17 protein-coding genes are annotated in these 16,614 nt (G+C 32.0%); 13 read left to right on the top strand and 4 right to left on the bottom strand.

Features of this window, described 5'->3' with window-relative positions:
* Positions 1–76 precede the first annotated feature (76 nt).
* The 4 genes from AB3G34_RS11575 to dnaG all read left to right on the top strand — a co-directional run bounded on the left by AB3G34_RS11575 (position 77) and on the right by dnaG (position 4,502).
* Complete coding sequence (locus AB3G34_RS11575) at positions 77–637, top strand: RNA polymerase sigma factor (RefSeq protein ID WP_369752524.1); 561 nt, start codon at positions 77–79, stop codon at positions 635–637.
* The gene (locus AB3G34_RS11570) at positions 624–1,316 is read left to right on the top strand and encodes a hypothetical protein (protein WP_369752523.1); all 693 of its coding nucleotides are present in this window, start codon (positions 624–626) and stop codon (positions 1,314–1,316) included. Before AB3G34_RS11575 ends, AB3G34_RS11570 begins: the two co-directional genes overlap by 14 nt.
* 34 nt (positions 1,317–1,350) lie before the next feature.
* Positions 1,351–2,415, top strand: coding sequence for a hypothetical protein (locus tag AB3G34_RS11565; RefSeq protein ID WP_369752522.1), 1,065 nt, complete (start codon positions 1,351–1,353; stop codon positions 2,413–2,415).
* Positions 2,416–2,525: 110 nt separating this feature from the next.
* On the top strand, positions 2,526–4,502 hold the full coding sequence (gene dnaG, locus AB3G34_RS11560) for a DNA primase (protein ID WP_369752521.1): 1,977 nt from the start codon (positions 2,526–2,528) through the stop codon (positions 4,500–4,502).
* On the opposite strand, the gene AB3G34_RS11555 is transcribed toward dnaG, so the two are convergent.
* Together AB3G34_RS11555 and nadE are read right to left on the bottom strand one after the other, a co-directional pair.
* Positions 4,499–5,128, bottom strand: coding sequence for a LuxR C-terminal-related transcriptional regulator (locus AB3G34_RS11555; RefSeq protein WP_367755084.1), 630 nt, complete (start codon positions 5,126–5,128; stop codon positions 4,499–4,501). The genes dnaG and AB3G34_RS11555 overlap by 4 nt on opposite strands.
* A gap of 92 nt (positions 5,129–5,220) precedes the next feature.
* Positions 5,221–6,021, bottom strand: coding sequence for an NAD(+) synthase (nadE, locus tag AB3G34_RS11550; protein ID WP_367771956.1), 801 nt, complete (start codon positions 6,019–6,021; stop codon positions 5,221–5,223).
* Positions 6,022–6,119: 98 nt separating this feature from the next.
* On the opposite strand from nadE, the gene gldB reads away from it, so the two are divergent.
* The 3 genes from gldB (at position 6,120) to AB3G34_RS11535 (ending at position 8,300) form a co-directional block, all read left to right on the top strand.
* Positions 6,120–7,076, top strand: a complete 957-nt coding sequence (gldB, locus tag AB3G34_RS11545) for a gliding motility lipoprotein GldB (RefSeq protein ID WP_369752520.1) — start codon at positions 6,120–6,122, stop codon at positions 7,074–7,076.
* Positions 7,076–7,411 carry a gliding motility protein GldC gene (gene gldC, locus AB3G34_RS11540; RefSeq protein WP_367755078.1) on the top strand — a complete coding sequence of 112 codons (336 nt, stop codon included), beginning with the start codon at positions 7,076–7,078 and terminating at the stop codon, positions 7,409–7,411. The genes gldB and gldC overlap by 1 nt, the downstream gene beginning before the upstream one ends.
* A 199-nt stretch (positions 7,412–7,610) precedes the next feature.
* A complete protein-coding gene (locus AB3G34_RS11535) occupies positions 7,611–8,300 on the top strand; it encodes a hypothetical protein (RefSeq protein ID WP_369752519.1) in 690 nt (229 codons plus the stop codon).
* Between the two features lie 97 nt (positions 8,301–8,397).
* Here the strand turns inward: AB3G34_RS11535 and yihA are convergent, their stop codons facing one another.
* Positions 8,398–9,018 (bottom strand): ribosome biogenesis GTP-binding protein YihA/YsxC, encoded by a 621-nt coding sequence (yihA, locus tag AB3G34_RS11530; RefSeq protein ID WP_367755074.1) that lies wholly within the window; start codon positions 9,016–9,018, stop codon positions 8,398–8,400.
* Between the two features lie 31 nt (positions 9,019–9,049).
* The gene (locus AB3G34_RS11525; RefSeq protein WP_367755072.1) at positions 9,050–9,823 is read right to left on the bottom strand and encodes an alpha/beta fold hydrolase; all 774 of its coding nucleotides are present in this window, start codon (positions 9,821–9,823) and stop codon (positions 9,050–9,052) included.
* A 387-nt stretch (positions 9,824–10,210) separates the two neighbouring features.
* Between AB3G34_RS11525 and AB3G34_RS11520 the strand changes: the two genes are divergently transcribed.
* From AB3G34_RS11520 to mraY, 6 genes are read left to right on the top strand one after another with little or no spacing between them, the layout of a single operon-like run.
* Positions 10,211–10,684: a division/cell wall cluster transcriptional repressor MraZ gene (locus tag AB3G34_RS11520; protein ID WP_369752518.1), complete on the top strand. Its 474-nt coding sequence runs from the start codon at positions 10,211–10,213 to the stop codon at positions 10,682–10,684.
* Positions 10,659–11,567 carry a 16S rRNA (cytosine(1402)-N(4))-methyltransferase RsmH gene (rsmH, locus tag AB3G34_RS11515; protein ID WP_369752517.1) on the top strand — a complete coding sequence of 303 codons (909 nt, stop codon included), beginning with the start codon at positions 10,659–10,661 and terminating at the stop codon, positions 11,565–11,567. The genes AB3G34_RS11520 and rsmH overlap by 26 nt, the downstream gene beginning before the upstream one ends.
* 9 nt (positions 11,568–11,576) lie before the next feature.
* Entirely contained in the window at positions 11,577–11,924 is a 348-nt protein-coding gene (locus AB3G34_RS11510) for an FtsL-like putative cell division protein (protein WP_367771948.1), read from the top strand.
* Entirely contained in the window at positions 11,915–13,918 is a 2,004-nt protein-coding gene (locus AB3G34_RS11505; protein WP_369752516.1) for a penicillin-binding protein, read from the top strand. Before AB3G34_RS11510 ends, AB3G34_RS11505 begins: the two co-directional genes overlap by 10 nt.
* On the top strand, positions 13,915–15,378 hold the full coding sequence (locus AB3G34_RS11500; protein WP_369752515.1) for a UDP-N-acetylmuramoyl-L-alanyl-D-glutamate--2,6-diaminopimelate ligase: 1,464 nt from the start codon (positions 13,915–13,917) through the stop codon (positions 15,376–15,378). The genes AB3G34_RS11505 and AB3G34_RS11500 overlap by 4 nt, the downstream gene beginning before the upstream one ends.
* Positions 15,379–15,384: 6 nt before the next feature.
* Positions 15,385–16,614 (top strand): phospho-N-acetylmuramoyl-pentapeptide-transferase, encoded by a 1,230-nt coding sequence (gene mraY, locus AB3G34_RS11495; protein ID WP_367755060.1) that lies wholly within the window; start codon positions 15,385–15,387, stop codon positions 16,612–16,614.

Raw genomic sequence — 16,614 nt, 5'->3', positions numbered from 1 at the left:
TGTTTTTTTTTTAATTGTGATGCAACCTTTTTGCATTATCAATCGTCTATACTAATAGAAACCCTTTATAAAGACTTTGAAAGTAATCAATTTACATCAGGAGGAAAAAGAATTAATCCAGCTAGCTGTCGAGAATAATCGTCAGGCACAGCAACAAATCTATTCTCGGTTTTCACCAAAAATGTTAAGTATTTGCAGGCTTTATGTAAAAGACGTACAACAAGCCGAAGATGTGATGATTACTTCCTTCATGAAAGTATTTACTGGTCTTAAAAATTTTCAACACAACGGGAGTTTTGAAGGTTGGATTAGGCGAATCATGGTTAATGAATGTATCTCTTTTTTGCGAGTGCATAAGAAAGTAAGTTTTATTGAAGATGTAGTTCATGTAGAGGAAAGTGACGAAGCTGAAGAATGCGAATTTTCAACAGATGACATTCAGTGTATGATAGATAATTTACCTGATGGCTATAAAATGGTTTTCAATTTATATGCTATTGAAGGTTTTAAACATAAGGAAATAGCCATTATGCTTGGGATCAATGAAGGAACATCTAAGTCACAATTGTCACATGGAAGAAAAATTTTGCAGAAGCAAATTAACGCAACAAAAAAATACGATTATGGAACCGAATAAATTGGATAGCATAATAAAGGAGAAATTGGAGGCAAGAAAAATTCAGCCTTCTGCTCAAGCATGGGATCGATTGGATGCGATGTTGACTGCTACTGAGAAACCGAAAAGGTCTTTTACTTGGATGTATATTGCAGCTAGTTTTATAGGTTTCCTAATTGTTGGGACTATTTTTTTTAATGGTTTTGGAGCTAAAATAATAAGTACTACTACTCCAGTTGTATTGGAACAAAAATTAGATCGGAATACTATTGAAGAACAAAAAGTAAATATTAAAGATACTACAACTTCTATAAGTACTAAAAGTTTGATTAGGAGGAAAGAAGTGGTGGCCGAGAATAATAATCTAAACAGAAAGCCAACGCAATTAGTGAATAAAAACAAGGAGGTTTCAGTCATCAATCAAAACAAATCAGAAAACAATCAAAATAATGTCCCTGTTCCTTTAGTTGCTGAGAAAGCGAGTAATAATGCAATCAATACTCTTTTAGGATCTATTGAGTCAAAAATGGTTAAAGAGAACCAAATAGGGCAAAAACAATCAGTTTCTGTTAATTCGAATAACTTACTTTCACAAGTAGATAACGAACTAGAGCCTTCTTTTAGAGAAAAAGTAATTGTAAAAATTAACAAAAATTACCAAACTGTAAAAGTAGCGTTGGCGAATAGAAATTTAGAATAAACAAATCATCAATCATTATTAAAATCAAATTATCATGAGAAATTTTACAATTTACTTAGTACTTCTGACATGCCTTTTAGCAAGTAAAATGATGGCACAAGATTCATTCGAAAAAAGGGCGAAATCAATTGCCAATACGATCGAAATGATTACCAATGAAGAGAAATCAGCTTTGAAATTAGAAGTAGATTTGGTCAATGATGAATTAATTAATGGAAACATTACGAAAGAAGCAGCAGAGCTAAGAAAGAGAAAGCTGGCAGAAGTAAGGGCAACTAATATCGAAAATAGAGTAGCACTAGAACAAGAAGCTTTGAAAAATTTGGTTCAAGAAAAAGTAGACGGCCAAATATCAGAATCAGATACATTAAAAAAGCCGTATAAATTAATATTGAAATGGGAAAAAGGAGATAAAGGGTATGAGAATAATAATAGAAATGAAAAAAGAACTACTTCTCAATTTGTTTTTGCATTGGGATTAAATAATGTTGCAACTGAAGGTGAAGTTAAAGATTCTGATTTTAGATATCTAGCATCTCACTTTTACGAATGGGGTTTTACCTCTAATACAAGACTTTTTAAAGAAAATAATCTGTTGCACTTAAAATATGGATTTTCAGTGATGTATAACAATTTACGACCTACTGATAATCGTTTTTTTGAAGTTAACGGTAAACAAACTGTTTTGCAGGCAAATTCTAATGACCCAGCGGGTAATAGTATAAAAATAGAGGAAGCTCGTTTCAAAAATGTTTATTTAGTATTGCCTTTACATTTCGAATTTGATTTTTCAGAAAAAAAGACAAAAGAGGATCAAACGTATTTTAGAACACATCAATCTTGGAGAATTGGTTTAGGAGGATATATAGGAACAAGATTAAAAACAAAACAAATTTTAAAATACCAAGTCGATAATCACGATGTCACTGATAAATTAAAAGGAGGTTTTAACACCAATGATTTTATTTACGGTTTGAGTACATATGTAGGGTACAAGGCAACTAGTTTGTATCTTAAATATGATTTAAATCCCATATTTAAAGAAAACGTACTAAAACAAAATAATGTTTCTCTAGGATTACGTTTTGATTTCAATTAGAATAGTTTTGAGTTAGTTAATAAACCCTTTCAGATATTGAATCTCGAAAGGGTTTTACTATTTAAAAACTTTGTAACTTTGACCTTTTATAACTTTGACCCCAAATTAAATTGATTTCAAAAGCGACTATAGATACTGTTTTCGAAACTGCTCGAGTAGAGGAGGTTATTGGTGATTTTGTTAATTTAAAGCGCGCCGGTAGTAATTTTAAAGGTTTGAGCCCGTTTTCTGACGAGCGTTCCCCTTCCTTTATGGTGTCGCCTGCCAAAGGTATATGGAAGGATTTTAGTTCGGGAAAAGGGGGGAATTCAGTGGCATTCTTGATGGAACATTCCCATTTTACCTATCCTGAAGCCATTCGATACTTGGCTAATAAATACAATATTGAAATTGAAGAAACGGAGCAAACAGATGAGGAAAAAGCCATTACTGATGTTCGAGAGAGCATGTATCTAGTTTCTGAATTTGCCAAAGACTATTTTCATAAGACCCTTTTAAACTCTGAGGAAGGTAAAGCTATTGGCTATTCGTATTTTAAAGAAAGAGGGTTTACAAATGAAACTATTAAGAAATTCAGTTTAGGATATTCTCCTGAAAGTTGGGATGCATTTACTAAAGAAGCATTAGGTAAAGGGTATAAATTAGAATTTTTAGAAAGTACAGGTTTAACTATTGCTAGAGAAGACAGGCCTTTTGATCGCTTCAAAGGGAGAGTAATGTTCCCTATAGAAAGCATGTCTGGTCGGATTTTAGGTTTTGGAGGACGTATTTTGACCAATGATAAAAAAGCGGCAAAATACTTAAATTCGCCTGAAAGCGACATTTACCATAAGAGTAAAGTTTTGTATGGTATTTTTCAAGCCAAACAATCCATAGCTAAATTGAACAACTGTTATTTAGTAGAAGGATATACTGATGTGATTCAGTTCAATCAAGCGGGAATTGAAAATGTTGTTTCGTCATCTGGAACGGCATTGACCCCAGATCAAATTCGGTTGGTGAATCGATTGACAAAAAATATAACAGTACTTTTTGATGGTGATGCAGCTGGACTTCGTGCTGCTATTCGTGGAATTGATTTGATTCTTGAAGAAGGGATGAATGTAAAAGTATGTGCTTTTCCTGATGGAGAAGATCCAGATAGTTTTGCCAAAAAAACTTCTTATGATGATTTAGTAGCTTATTTAGAGACTAACGCCAAGGATTTTATACAATTCAAGGCTTCAATGTTAATGAATGAAGCCAAGAACGACCCAATTAAGAAAGCCGATTTGATTCGAGATATGGTATTGAGTATTTCGAAAATCCCAGATCGAATTCAAAGAGAAATTTACATTCAGGAATGTTCTAGAATAATGGATATTTCTGAACAAGTATTAGTGAGTACTTTGGCTCAATTAGTTCAAAAAGATGTTGTTGAGGTTGGGAAAAAACAAAAACAGGAGCAAGGAAAAAAATCCTTTGAAGTAATAAAAAATGAGAATCCAGTTGAAGCTGAAAAAGTCGATATTCTCTATCGTTTGGAGCGAAAAATAATCGAAATATTACTTTTGTATGGCAATAAGACAGAAGAGTTTGAGGATACATTCATGAAAACTAATGAAGAAGGAGAGATTGTCATGGTTGTTGAAAAAAGAGAATTTAAAGTTTTTCAAAGAATTTATTTGAGTCTACAAGAAGATGAGGTGCAATTAGCAAATCCTTTATTTAGAGAAATATTTAATGACTTGACAAATTATTACCTCCAAAATGATTCTTTTAGTTTAGAACAATATTTAATGCATTTGCAGCCAGAATTTGCACAAGAAGTTACAGACATCTTGATGGAAGAGGAAAGGCTTGTTATGCACAATTGGGAGGGGCAAAATATTTTTCCCAAATCAAAAAATGACACCATTGCTCAAAATGTTTCTGAAACTATTTTGACATTGCGTTGGTATCTAGTAGGCAGGATTATTGAGGAATTAAAAGGTTCAATATCAGCTGATGCAGATAATACAGAACCAATGACAATGATTCAAGATTATAATGGCTTAACTCATGCTTTTTCAAAAAAATTAGGACGAGTTATGTCAAGATTTAATTAAACGATTTCTAGCTTTTTTGCTTTATCAACTAAATCTACTAGATTGGTTACGTTTAATTTGGTTAACAATCGTAATTTATAGGTACTGATTGTTTTTTCGTTAAGATTTAGGATTTCTGCAATTTCATGGTTCTTTTTCCCGCCACTTAAATAACGCAGCACTTCTACTTCGCGATTGGATAGTTTTCTATACAGTCGTTCACTTTTACTTTGTTTGGCAATTAAAGCAAGGTTTTTCTTAACGGTCTCATTCATTATAATCTTACCTTGGTAGACTTTTATAATGGATAGACCAAGTGTTTCTAATTTTTCTTTTTTATGAACAAATCCAGATACACCCGCCTTAATTGCATTTGGCGCATATATTTGTTCAGATAGTCCACTGAAGATTATAATTTTTGTTTTTGGAAAATTTTTCAAAATTGATTTTACTTCAAAAATACTTGAAAGGCCTTCCAATTCTAAGTCTAAAATTAAAACATCAATATCCTTAGTGAGTAGAATATCTCTAATCATTAAAAAACTTCCCACATTTGCGGTAATTGAAATTTCACTATGGTCTTTGAAGTAAGACTTTACTCCAAAATGCACTACCGGATAGTTATCTGCTAAACAAACTTTTATCATAATATTGTTTTTTTAAGAGTTTTTTACTGAACGATGTCATTAAAGTTAGTTAAAAAAATAGATAATCACTATTTATTTCTGATAAAATGCTATTAATCCCGATTAAGTAAACAAACTGGTATAGGATTCATTTTATGCTGATTGATTTTGTTTAACCTTTTGTAAATTTCGTAAACTATTTTTTCTCTTTCGGTAAAATTTTCTTGAGATTTATCTTGTTCGTCTACAAGCATTGCCCATTCTAATTCGTCATAACTTGCACCTAGTTGTTCTTCATCCGTTTTTTCGTCTCCAAATAGGCCGTCTGATGGTGTGGCTTCTAAAATGGAATTGGGTACCTTTAAATATGCTGCCAAAGCAAAAACGTCTGATTTCATTAAATCTGCAATTGGACTGAGATCAACTCCTCCGTCACCATATTTAGTATAAAAACCAACGCCAAAATCTTCTACTTTATTCCCTGTCCCAGCAACTAACAAACCGTGAATTCCTGCGAAATAATATAAAGTTGTCATTCGTAAACGTGCTCTAGTGTTAGCTAGTGTGATAGGGAGTTTACAATCTTCGACATTTGTAGGCATCGTTTTTTTGAAAGTTTCAAAAAGCAAGGTTAAATCTGTTTCAACATTAGAAACATTTGGGAATCTTTCCTTTAGTTGTTTAATATGCTCTCGTCCACGACTTACATGGCTTTCGTGTTGATGAATTGGCATTTCGACACATAATACCTGTAATCCGGTTTGGGCACATAAAGTGGAGGTAACAGCAGAGTCCACCCCACCAGAAATTCCAATAACAAACCCGTTTACTTTTGAATTTTCGGCATATGTTTTTAACCAGTTTACAATATGAGTATTGACTTTTTCAACTTGAATAGTATTTTTTTTTGTCATAATAGTTTAACTTTTAGGTAGGAGGAATGTATATTTGCAAAGTCATTTGGCAGTATGTACTTTTGCCTTATTTTTCGTATGCAAATTTAATTAAAAAAATGAAAATATATATAATTCCTTTTGTTCTATCTCTGTTTTTTTTATCCTGTGGTCAAAAAAATAAAATTGAAAAAGCAGTAGCTGAAGTTCCTGTTGAATTAAAAGTAGTTCGTTTTGACAAGCTTTTTTTTGAATCACAACCCAAAGATTTAAATAAACTTAAAAAAGAGTTTCCTTTTTTCTTTCCATTAGGTAATGATGACGAAGTTTGGGTGGAAAAAATGCAAAACCCTCAGTGGCGTGAATTATATAGTGAAGTGCAAAAAAAATATGCTGATTTTGAACCAACAAAATTAGAATTAACTTCGCTTTTTCAACATATAAAGTATTATTTTCCTAAAACGAAAACTCCAAAAATAATTACCGTTATATCTGAAATGGATTACAATAACAAAGCAATTTATGCGGATAGTCTTGTAGTCATTTCTCTTGAGATGTATTTAGGTAAAGAACATAAGTTTTATCAGTTTCCTAATTATATCAAGCAAAATTTTGAACAAGAACAAATTATGCCTGATGTAGTTTCTGGTTTTTTTAAATATAAAATGGCACCTAATCAAGAAAAGAGTTTATTGTCTGATATGGTTTATGCTGGGAAAGAATTGTATTTAAAAGATATGTTTTTGCCTGATTATAGCGATGCGGATAAAATTGGATATACGCCTGAGCAAATTAAATGGTGTGAGGAAAATGAAAGTTATATATGGCGTTATTTTATAGAAAAAGAAATGCTATATAGTGATGATCAAAAACTGATTCCTCGATTTATAAACCTAGCACCATTTTCTAAATTTTATTTGGAAATTGATAATGAGTCTCCGGGAAGAGTTGGTTCTTGGATTGGATGGCAAATTGTTCGTTCATATATGAATAACAATGAAGTATCTTTGCAAGGATTATTAAAAGCAAATGCTAAAGAAATATTTGAAAAATCAAAATATAAACCAAAGAAGTAATGTCAGATATAAATAGATCAGAAATTAAATTTCTAGTAGAATTAGATGAAAACCGTGTTCCAGAAAAATTACTTTGGTCTGCCAAAGATGGTGGGGTGGAATTAGAGGAAGCGAAAGCGATTATGTTGTCTGTGTGGGACAGTAAAACTAAAGAAAGTATGCGTATTGACTTATGGACAAAAGAAATGCCAGTCGATGAGATGAAAATTTTCTTTCATCAAACCTTAGTTGCTATGTCAGATACTTTTCATCGTGCTACAGGTGATGAAAAAATGGCCGATACAATGAAAGATTTTTGTGATTATTTTGCAGAAAAATTAGAGTTGACAAAGTAGTGGCAATAAAACAGTGAAATATTTTAAGGGTAGTTTTTTTAAACTATCCTTTTTTTATGTCAAAAAACAGAAAATTTTATTTTTAGCGCTAGTTTTTTTTATGAGTTAGTTATATTTGTTATGTAGTACATTGTATAATGGGATGTTGTGCAATTGGAAATTTGATTTTTAAATTAGTCTGCAATTAAATCTTGATGATATGTTATTTCCATTTATTGTTAGTTTAGTAGGTTTGTTTTTTTTACTTATTAACGGGATACGATTTTACTTAGCAAGAAAAAACAAGGATGTTTTGTATCGTATAATTACTGTTTATTTAATTTTGTTGTTTATTATTGAATTTTGTTGCAATCTAATAGGTTTTTTAAGGCCAGGAGAAAATTTTTATTTGTCTCATTATTATTTTGTTTTTCAATTTGTTGCAATGAGTCTGTTTTTTTATAATATATTCTCAATTGGATTTTTAAAAAAAATTGTTGCATTTTTATTAATAGCAGTTCTTCTTTTTTTAGGAATTCAATATTCAATAGATCCATCTATTTATTGGCAATTTAATATGCTTGAAATTGGTATTACATCACTATTGTTAATTAGTTATGGAATTTTGTTTTTAGTGTTTAATATTAAAAAGGATAAAAGCGATTATTTTTATTTTTGTAACGGCTTAATACTTTATTTGGCTAGTAGTGCTAGTATCTTTTTAAGTGGAAATAGTGATTCAGTGATTTTCACTAAGCCATTCTTATTGGATTTTTGGTTTTTTAATTCCTTGTTCTATATTTTATATCAGTATTTAATATATAAAGAATGGAAAGTCCTAAATCTTGAAATAAAAGATGATATTGATGAAAGTACAAAAAAGAATATTCATTTGTTGGAATCAAAATAGTTTCTTTTTAAAATATAAAGTAAAAAAAAAGTACAGCGCTAGCTGTACTTTTTTTGGTATAAAAATCTTCTTTTTGAAGTGGATAATGAACAGTAATTTAAAACTGTCCATTGTTTTTGAAAACTTCTTGATTTACTTCGTCTATATAGGAAAGTAGTTCTTCTTTTCCAATATTTTCAGTAGCTGATGTTACGAAATAATGAGGCATTTCTGCCCAGTTATTGGCAAACATATTCTTTTTATACGCTGCGATATGAGAGTCAATTTTTACTTTGCTAATTTTGTCTGCTTTTGTAAAAACAATACAAAAAGGAATTTCACTTTCACCCATATAAGACATAAATTCAACATCTATGGCTTGAGCTTCATGTCGGATGTCAATTAAAACAAAGGCGCAAACTAATTGCTCTCTTGTTTCAAAATAATCCGTAATAAATTGCTGAAAAACTGATTTTGTTTTTTTAGAAACTTTAGCATATCCATATCCTGGTAAATCAACTAAGAACCAATTGTTGTTTATTAAAAAGTGGTTTATCAGTTGTGTTTTTCCAGGTCGCCCAGAAGTCTTAGCTAGTTTTTTTTGGTTGGTCAGCATATTTATTAATGATGACTTTCCTACGTTTGATCGGCCAATAAAAGCATATTCAGGTAAAAAGTCCTTAGGACATTTTGAGACATCTGAATTGCTAATTACAAATTCGGCTGTATTAATTTTCATTTTTTTTAGGTATAAATTCTCCTTTATAAATTTAATGAACTGATAAATGGGTATGTGTTAACCAGTCTTCTAGCAAACGATTGAACTCTTCCGGTTGTTCCATCATTGCTGCGTGGCCACATTTGTCAATCCAATATAGAGTTGAGTTAGGTAACAATTTGTTAAACTCTTCTGCAACATCAGGAGGGGTTACTTTGTCATTCTTACCCCAGATAATACACGTTTGTACATGCATCTTAGGTAAATCTTTTGCCATATTGTGTCTAATCGCACTTTTAGCTATCGTTAGCGTTTTTATTAATTTTATTCGGTCATTAACGGAGGCATATACTTCGTCAATAAGTTCAGGGGTTGCTACTTTAGGATCGTAAAATACATCTTCGGCTTTTTTCTTAATGTATTCATAATCACCTCTTTTTGGGTAGCTGTCTCCCATTGCACTTTCGTAAAGCCCAGAACTTCCTGTAATTACAAGTCCCGCTACTTTTTCGGGATACATTTTTGTATGGTACAATGCGATATGTCCCCCTAATGAGTTTCCTAAAAGAATTACTCTGTCAAAACCTTTGAAAGTAATAAAGTCTTTAACGTATTTAGCGAAATTTTTAACATTAGTTTTTAAAATATTTTGAGTATATAATGGTAAGTCTGGAATAACTATTTTATATCCTTTATCAGAAAAGTGTTCAGCAACTGCATCAAAATTGCTTAGTCCACCCATTAGCCCGTGTAAAATTACGATAGGCGTTCCTTCTCCAGCTTCATAATAACTGTATCTGCCTTCTTTCTTATAGTTTTTTTCCATGTTTATGAATGCGATTTTTCAATTTTCACAAATATATGATTTAATAAATTAAAAAGAATTTTTGAATGCGATTTTTGAGTATATAATTAATCATTTATTTTTTAATAGATGGATTGCTTCTAAATCCTTTGGATTTCAATTTTCGCAAGACTTTTTGTAATATAAATAGTATCGTCTTAACGTTAAATTATTGATTATAATTTGCTCACTTTTTCGATAGCCTGAATATTCTTACACTTAAATTATTAAGATGCTAACAGTCTGACAGTCCAAAAATTAAGGTGTTTTCTCTAAAAGCGGGTAAACTTATCAACAAAGTGGGATATAGTGGTAAATAGTGGTAATATTTTTCATATTTTTGCTCTATATCATTTAAAAGCTATTTGTTTGAATACAATTGTTGGAACATATGAATGTAAGGTCGATGCTAAAGGAAGGGTGCTGTTACCAGCTCCTTTGAAAAAGCAATTGGCGCCATCTCTTCAAAACGGTTTTGTTTTGAAGCGTTCTGTTTTTCAACCGTGTCTTGAGCTGTATCCCATGGAAGAATGGGATTTGATGATGTTGAAAATTAATAAGTTAAATCGATTTGTTAAAAAGAACAATGATTTTATACGCAGGTTCACTGCGGGAGTTAAAATTGTTGAGATTGATTCTTTGGGAAGATTATTAGTTCCTAAAGATTTGGTTGTTTTTGCAAATATTACAAAAGATGTTGTTTTTTCATCAGCAGTAAATATTGTTGAAATCTGGGATAAAGATTTATATGAAAAATCAATAAGCGGAGAAGATGTTGATTTTGCTGATTTGGCAGAAGATGTAATGGGAAATATAAATGACGACGACAATGGAATATCATAATCCGGTTTTACTAAAGGAATCTGTAGATGGTTTAAATATAAAGCCTGACGGTATATATGTAGATGTGACCTTCGGTGGAGGAGGGCATTCTAAGGAGATTTTGAGTAGGTTAGGGCCTGAAGGAAAGCTTTTTGCATTTGATCAAGATGAAGATGCTTTAGAGAATACCTTGCATGATGATCGTTTTGTGTTGATTAATGAAAATTTCAGATTTATTAAGCGGTTTTTACGTTTTTACGGAGTGAAAAGTGTAGATGGAATTTTGGGTGATTTAGGCGTTTCTTCACATCAATTTGATGTTGCGGAGAGAGGGTTTTCAACTCGATTTGATGCGGAATTGGATATGAGGATGAGTCAAAAAAACGATTTGAATGCATACAGAGTGGTGAATGAGTATGACGAAGCAGATTTGAAAAGAGTTTTTTTAGATTATGGTGAGTTGAAAAACGCGCCTGTTTTGGCAAGAACAATTGTGGAAGCAAGAGAAGTGCATCCAATAAAAACAACCGATGCGCTAAAAGAAGTTTTGGCAAAATATTTACCGGAAAGAGTTAGGAATAAAATTTTAGCTCAAATCTACCAAGCTATTCGAATTGAAGTGAATCAAGAGATGGATGTTTTAAAGGAATTTTTGGAGCAATCATTAGAAATTTTAAATCCAGGTGGAAGGTTGAGTGTTATTTCATATCATTCTTTAGAAGATAGATTAGTGAAGCGATTCATGAAAAACGGAATGTTTGATGGAGAGCCTGAGCGTGATTTTTTTGGTAATTTTTCTGTTCCTTTTAAAACGATAGGTAAATTAATTATTCCTGGAAATGAGGAAATTAAAGTTAATAATAGAGCGAGAAGTGCAAAACTAAGGATAGCCGAAAAGAAATAATTTAAGGTAATGAAAAAAGGCATTTACGGTATATTGAAAGCTAAGTTTCTTATCGATGATGACGCGGTAAAAAATTGGCGTTTTATAGTTTTTTTAATATTACTGGCTATAGTTATGATTGCAAATACACAACGTTTTGAACAAAAAGTTTTTCAAATAGCTCAGTTAACAACTGAGGTCAAAGAATTGCGATCCGAATTTGTGGACAGACGTTCACAGTTAATGAAGTTAAAAATGGAGTCGACAGTTTCTGAAAAAATGATTGAGAAAGAAATTTTTCCATCAACAGTTCCTCCAATTAAGATAAAAGTAAAAAAAGAAGAAGAGAAAAGTTTTCTTAAAAAATTATGGCAGTAGAAGATAAATACATATCGTACCGAATCTATCTGGTTGCATTTGCTATTTTTTTGATAGCGATTGCGATTGCCGTGAAATTGACAAATATTCAATGGGTTGAAGGGGATTATTATAGAAAATTAGCCAAAGAAAGAACGGTTAAGAATTTTGTAATTCCTTCTAATAAAGGAAATATTTATTCATCTGATGGGAGTTTATTGGCTACTTCGATTCCTAATTATGAAATACGTTTTGATGCTTTGGCACCAAAAGCAGAAGTATTCGAAAAAAATGTTCAAGCATTATCAGATTCTTTAGCTACAGTTCTAGATAAACCGAGTAGTTTTTATCAAAATGAATTAAGAAGAGCTAGAGCAAATAATAATAGATATTATTTGATTTCTCGTGATTTAAGTTATACCGATTATATTAAAATAAAAGGATTTCCCTTATTCAAATTAGGAGCTTACAAAGGAGGAATTATTGTTGAGCAAAAGACCGTTAGGGAGCATCCGATAGGTAAAATTGCCGAAAGAACGATTGGCTATGAGCGTCGAAATTCCAATGGAACTTCTGATGGTAAAGGAATTGAATGGGCATATAGAAAATATCTTAACGGTAAAGACGGTAAAATCTTAAAACAAAAAATTGCGAAAGGGCAATGGAAACCCATACGTGATATAAATGAAGTAGATCCTCAGGATGGTTACGATGTAATTTCGACTATTGACGTTTATATTCAAGATATTGCACATCATGCTTTATTGAAACAATTAGAAGATTACCAAGCAGATCATGGTTGTGTTGTCGTGATGGAAACTCAAACTGGTAAGGTAAAAGCGATAGCTAATTTAGGAAGAGCTAACGATGGTACTTATTATGAAACTACAAATTATGCTGTAGCCGAATCACATGAGCCGGGATCAACGTTCAAATTAGCTGATTTAATGGCTATTCTTGAAGATAAAGTGGCGGATACAAGTACTGTTTATGACACACATGGTGGGGTAGTTAAATATTCTGGAAAATCAGTAAGGGATTCTCATATAGGAGGATATGGTAAAATTTCATTGGCTAGAGGCTTTGAATTGTCTTCAAATACGGTAATGGTTCAAGCGGTTTATGATAATTATAAAGACAATCCGTCAAAATTTGTAAATCATGTGAATTCATATGGATTGAATAAAAAATTGAATATGGATTTTGAAGGAGAAGGTAGGCCGTTTATACCGCAACCTTCTGACAAGAATTGGTCTAATATTTCACTTCCTTGGATGGCTTTTGGGTATGGTGTTTCGGTTACGCCAATGCAAACGCTGGCCTTTTATAATGCTGTAGCAAATAATGGTGAAATGGTAAAACCACAATTTGTTTCTGAAATTAAAGAATGGAATAAAACGATTGTAAAGGTCGAAAAAGAAGTAATTAATCCTAAGATATGTTCTAAGGAAACTCTATTGAAAGTAAAAGCAGTCTTGGCTAATGTGGTTAAAAAAGGAACGGCTTCTAAATTGTTTTCCAAAGAATTTTCAATGGCTGGAAAAACGGGAACTGCTGCCGTTAATTATGCCAAAGATGGAGGAGCAGGAAAATACTATGCCTCTTCATTTGTAGGGTACTTCCCTGCAGATCATCCTAAATATTCGTGTATTGTAGTCGTGCATAAGCCGAGTACAGTGAACAATAATTATTATGGTGCCGATGTTGCTGGACCAGTTTTTAAGCGAATTGCACAAAAAATATTTACAGATGTGCCTTCGACTAATGAAATTAAAAAATTAAATAAGAAAGTCCCAAAACAAGAAGATAGCTATAACAATTACTTTGCTAAAGTACAAAAACAACAAGAACTGGTTCCTGATGTTAAAGGGATGCCGGGAATGGATGCAGTTGCTTTATTAGAAAATCTAGGCATTAAGGTAAAAGCGGTAGGAATGGGGAAAGTAAAAACGCAATCGCTTCAAGCGGGTCAGAATATAATAAAAAACACAACTATAACATTAGAATTATTGTGATTATACTAAAAGACATATTATATAAAGTAGCTATTGAGTCTATAAACGGTTCAACGGATATTGCTATTAACAAAATAGATTTTGATTCTAGGAAAATAGAGCAAAATGATATTTTTATAGCTATTCGTGGGGCTATTTCGGACGGTCATGATTTTATTCAAAAAGCAATTGATTTAGGTGCTAAAGCTATTATTTGCGATACATTTCCTGAAAATTTAGTAAAAGGAATTACTTATGTTCAGGTATTGGATACGAACAAAGCATTGGCTTTTATAGCTGCCAATTTTTTCGGAAACCCTTCAGAAAGTTTAAAATTGGTAGGGATAACTGGTACAAATGGTAAAACTACTATTGCTTCGTTGTTGTATCAATTATTTAAAAAAGCAGGGTTTAAAGTTGGCTTGCTGTCAACTGTTAAAATAATGGTTGATGATGTGGAGTATAAGGCAACTCATACTACACCCGATTCAATTACTATAAATCATTATTTGGCTGAAATGAAAGCAGCTGATGTTGAATATTGCTTTATGGAAGTGAGTTCTCATGGAATTCATCAAAAAAGAACTGAAGCATTATTTTTTGCTGGTGGGGTTTTTACCAATTTATCGCACGATCATTTGGATTACCATCCCACTTTTGCAGAATATAGAGATGTAAAAAAATCTTTTTTTGACCAGCTTCCAAAAACTGCATTTGCATTATCAAATATTGATGATAAAAATGGTGCAGTAATGATGCAAAATACAGTAGCCAAAAAACGCACTTATGCTTTGAAATCTTATGCTGATTATAAAGCTCAAATCCTTGAAAATCAATTGTCAGGATTATTGTTGAAAATTGATGGGAATGAAGTTTGGGTAAAATTAATAGGGACTTTTAACGCTTACAATGTTTTGGCGATTTACGGTACTGCCATTGAATTAGGTTTAGATAGTTTAGAAACTTTAAGATTGTTATCTGAATTGGAAAGTGTTTCAGGAAGATTTCAATATATCGTTTCAGATTCTAATATTACTGCCATTGTGGACTATGCACATACTCCGGATGCGCTAGAAAATGTTTTGAAAACGATCAATGATATTCGAACCAAAAACGAACAATTGATTACAGTTGTGGGTTGTGGAGGCAACAGAGATAAAACCAAACGTCCTATCATGGCTGGGATTGCTTCTGATTTAAGTGACAAAGCAATTCTTACATCCGATAACCCTAGAAATGAAGATCCTGATGTTATTATAAGTGAAATGGAACAGGGTGTTGCTCCTCAAAACTATAAAAAGATCTTGACAATTACTGATAGAAAACAAGCTATAAAAACAGCTTGTCAATTGGCTCAACCCAATGATATTATTTTAATAGCAGGAAAAGGACACGAAACATATCAAGAAATTATGGGAATTCGCCATGATTTTGATGATATGAAAATTGTAAAAGAAATATTAGAACAACTTCATAAATAGTAAAATATGCTGTATTACTTATTTGAATATTTAGATAAAACGATGAATGTGTCTGGAACTGGTGTTTTTCAATACATCACTTTTAGATCGGCATTGGCTTTCTTATTATCACTATTATTATCTACTGTTTATGGTAAAAGAATTATCAATTTTTTACGCAATCAGCAAGTAGGTGAAACAGTTAGAGAACTAGGTTTGGCTGGGCAAAACGAAAAAGCAGGTACTCCTACAATGGGGGGGTTAATCATCATATTTGCCACATTGTTACCAGTTATGTTATTCGCAAAATTGCATAATATTTATATTGTCTTGTTGATTGTTACGACTTTATGGATGGGAACAATTGGTTTTGTAGATGACTATATAAAAATTTTCAAAAAAGACAAGCAAGGACTAAAAGGGATTTTTAAAGTTTTTGGACAAGTGGGGTTAGGTTTAATTGTTGGGACAGTTCTATATTTTAATCCAAGTGTAACAGTACGTACTGATACGGGTAAAAGTGATGTTTTTAAGATGACCACTGAGAATGTTATTTATGAAGCTCCTTTGGAAGAAAAGTCGACAGCGACTACAATTCCATTTTTCAAAAACAATGAATTTGATTATGCTGAATTATTAGCTTGGACTGGAGAAGGATATGAAAAATGGGCTTGGGTAATCTTTATTCCTATTGTGATTTTTATTATAACAGCAGTTTCTAATGGGGCTAATTTAACTGACGGTATAGATGGACTCGCCGCCGGAACTTCGGCAATATCCGTACTGGCATTAGGTATTTTTACTTTCGTTTCAGGAAATATTATTTTCTCCAATTACTTGAATATTATGTACATCCCTAATTCGGGCGAGATGACGGTTTTTATCGCCTCTTTTACAGGGGCACTAATTGGATTTCTATGGTATAATTCGTATCCAGCATCTGTATTTATGGGAGATACTGGAAGTTTGACGATCGGTGGGATTATTGCCGTCTTAGCGATTGCAGTTCGAAAAGAAATGTTGATTCCATTATTTTGCGGAGTGTTTTTAGTTGAGAATTTTTCGGTGGTATTGCAAGTGACCTATTTTAAATATACCAAGAAACGTTTTGGTGAAGGACGAAGAATATTTCTAATGGCTCCTTTACATCATCACTATCAAAAGAAGGGCTATCATGAAAGTAAAATTGTAACTCGTTTTTGGATTGTAGCTATCATGTTAGCGATACTTTCAATTGTTACTTTAAAATTAAGATAA

Source organism: Flavobacterium sp. WC2409, from assembly GCF_041200085.1.
In the GTDB taxonomy this organism is placed as follows: Bacteria; Bacteroidota; Bacteroidia; order Flavobacteriales; family Flavobacteriaceae; genus Flavobacterium.
The sequence above is the reverse complement of the archived record's forward strand: the minus strand, read 5'-3'. Positions and strand labels throughout refer to the sequence as shown.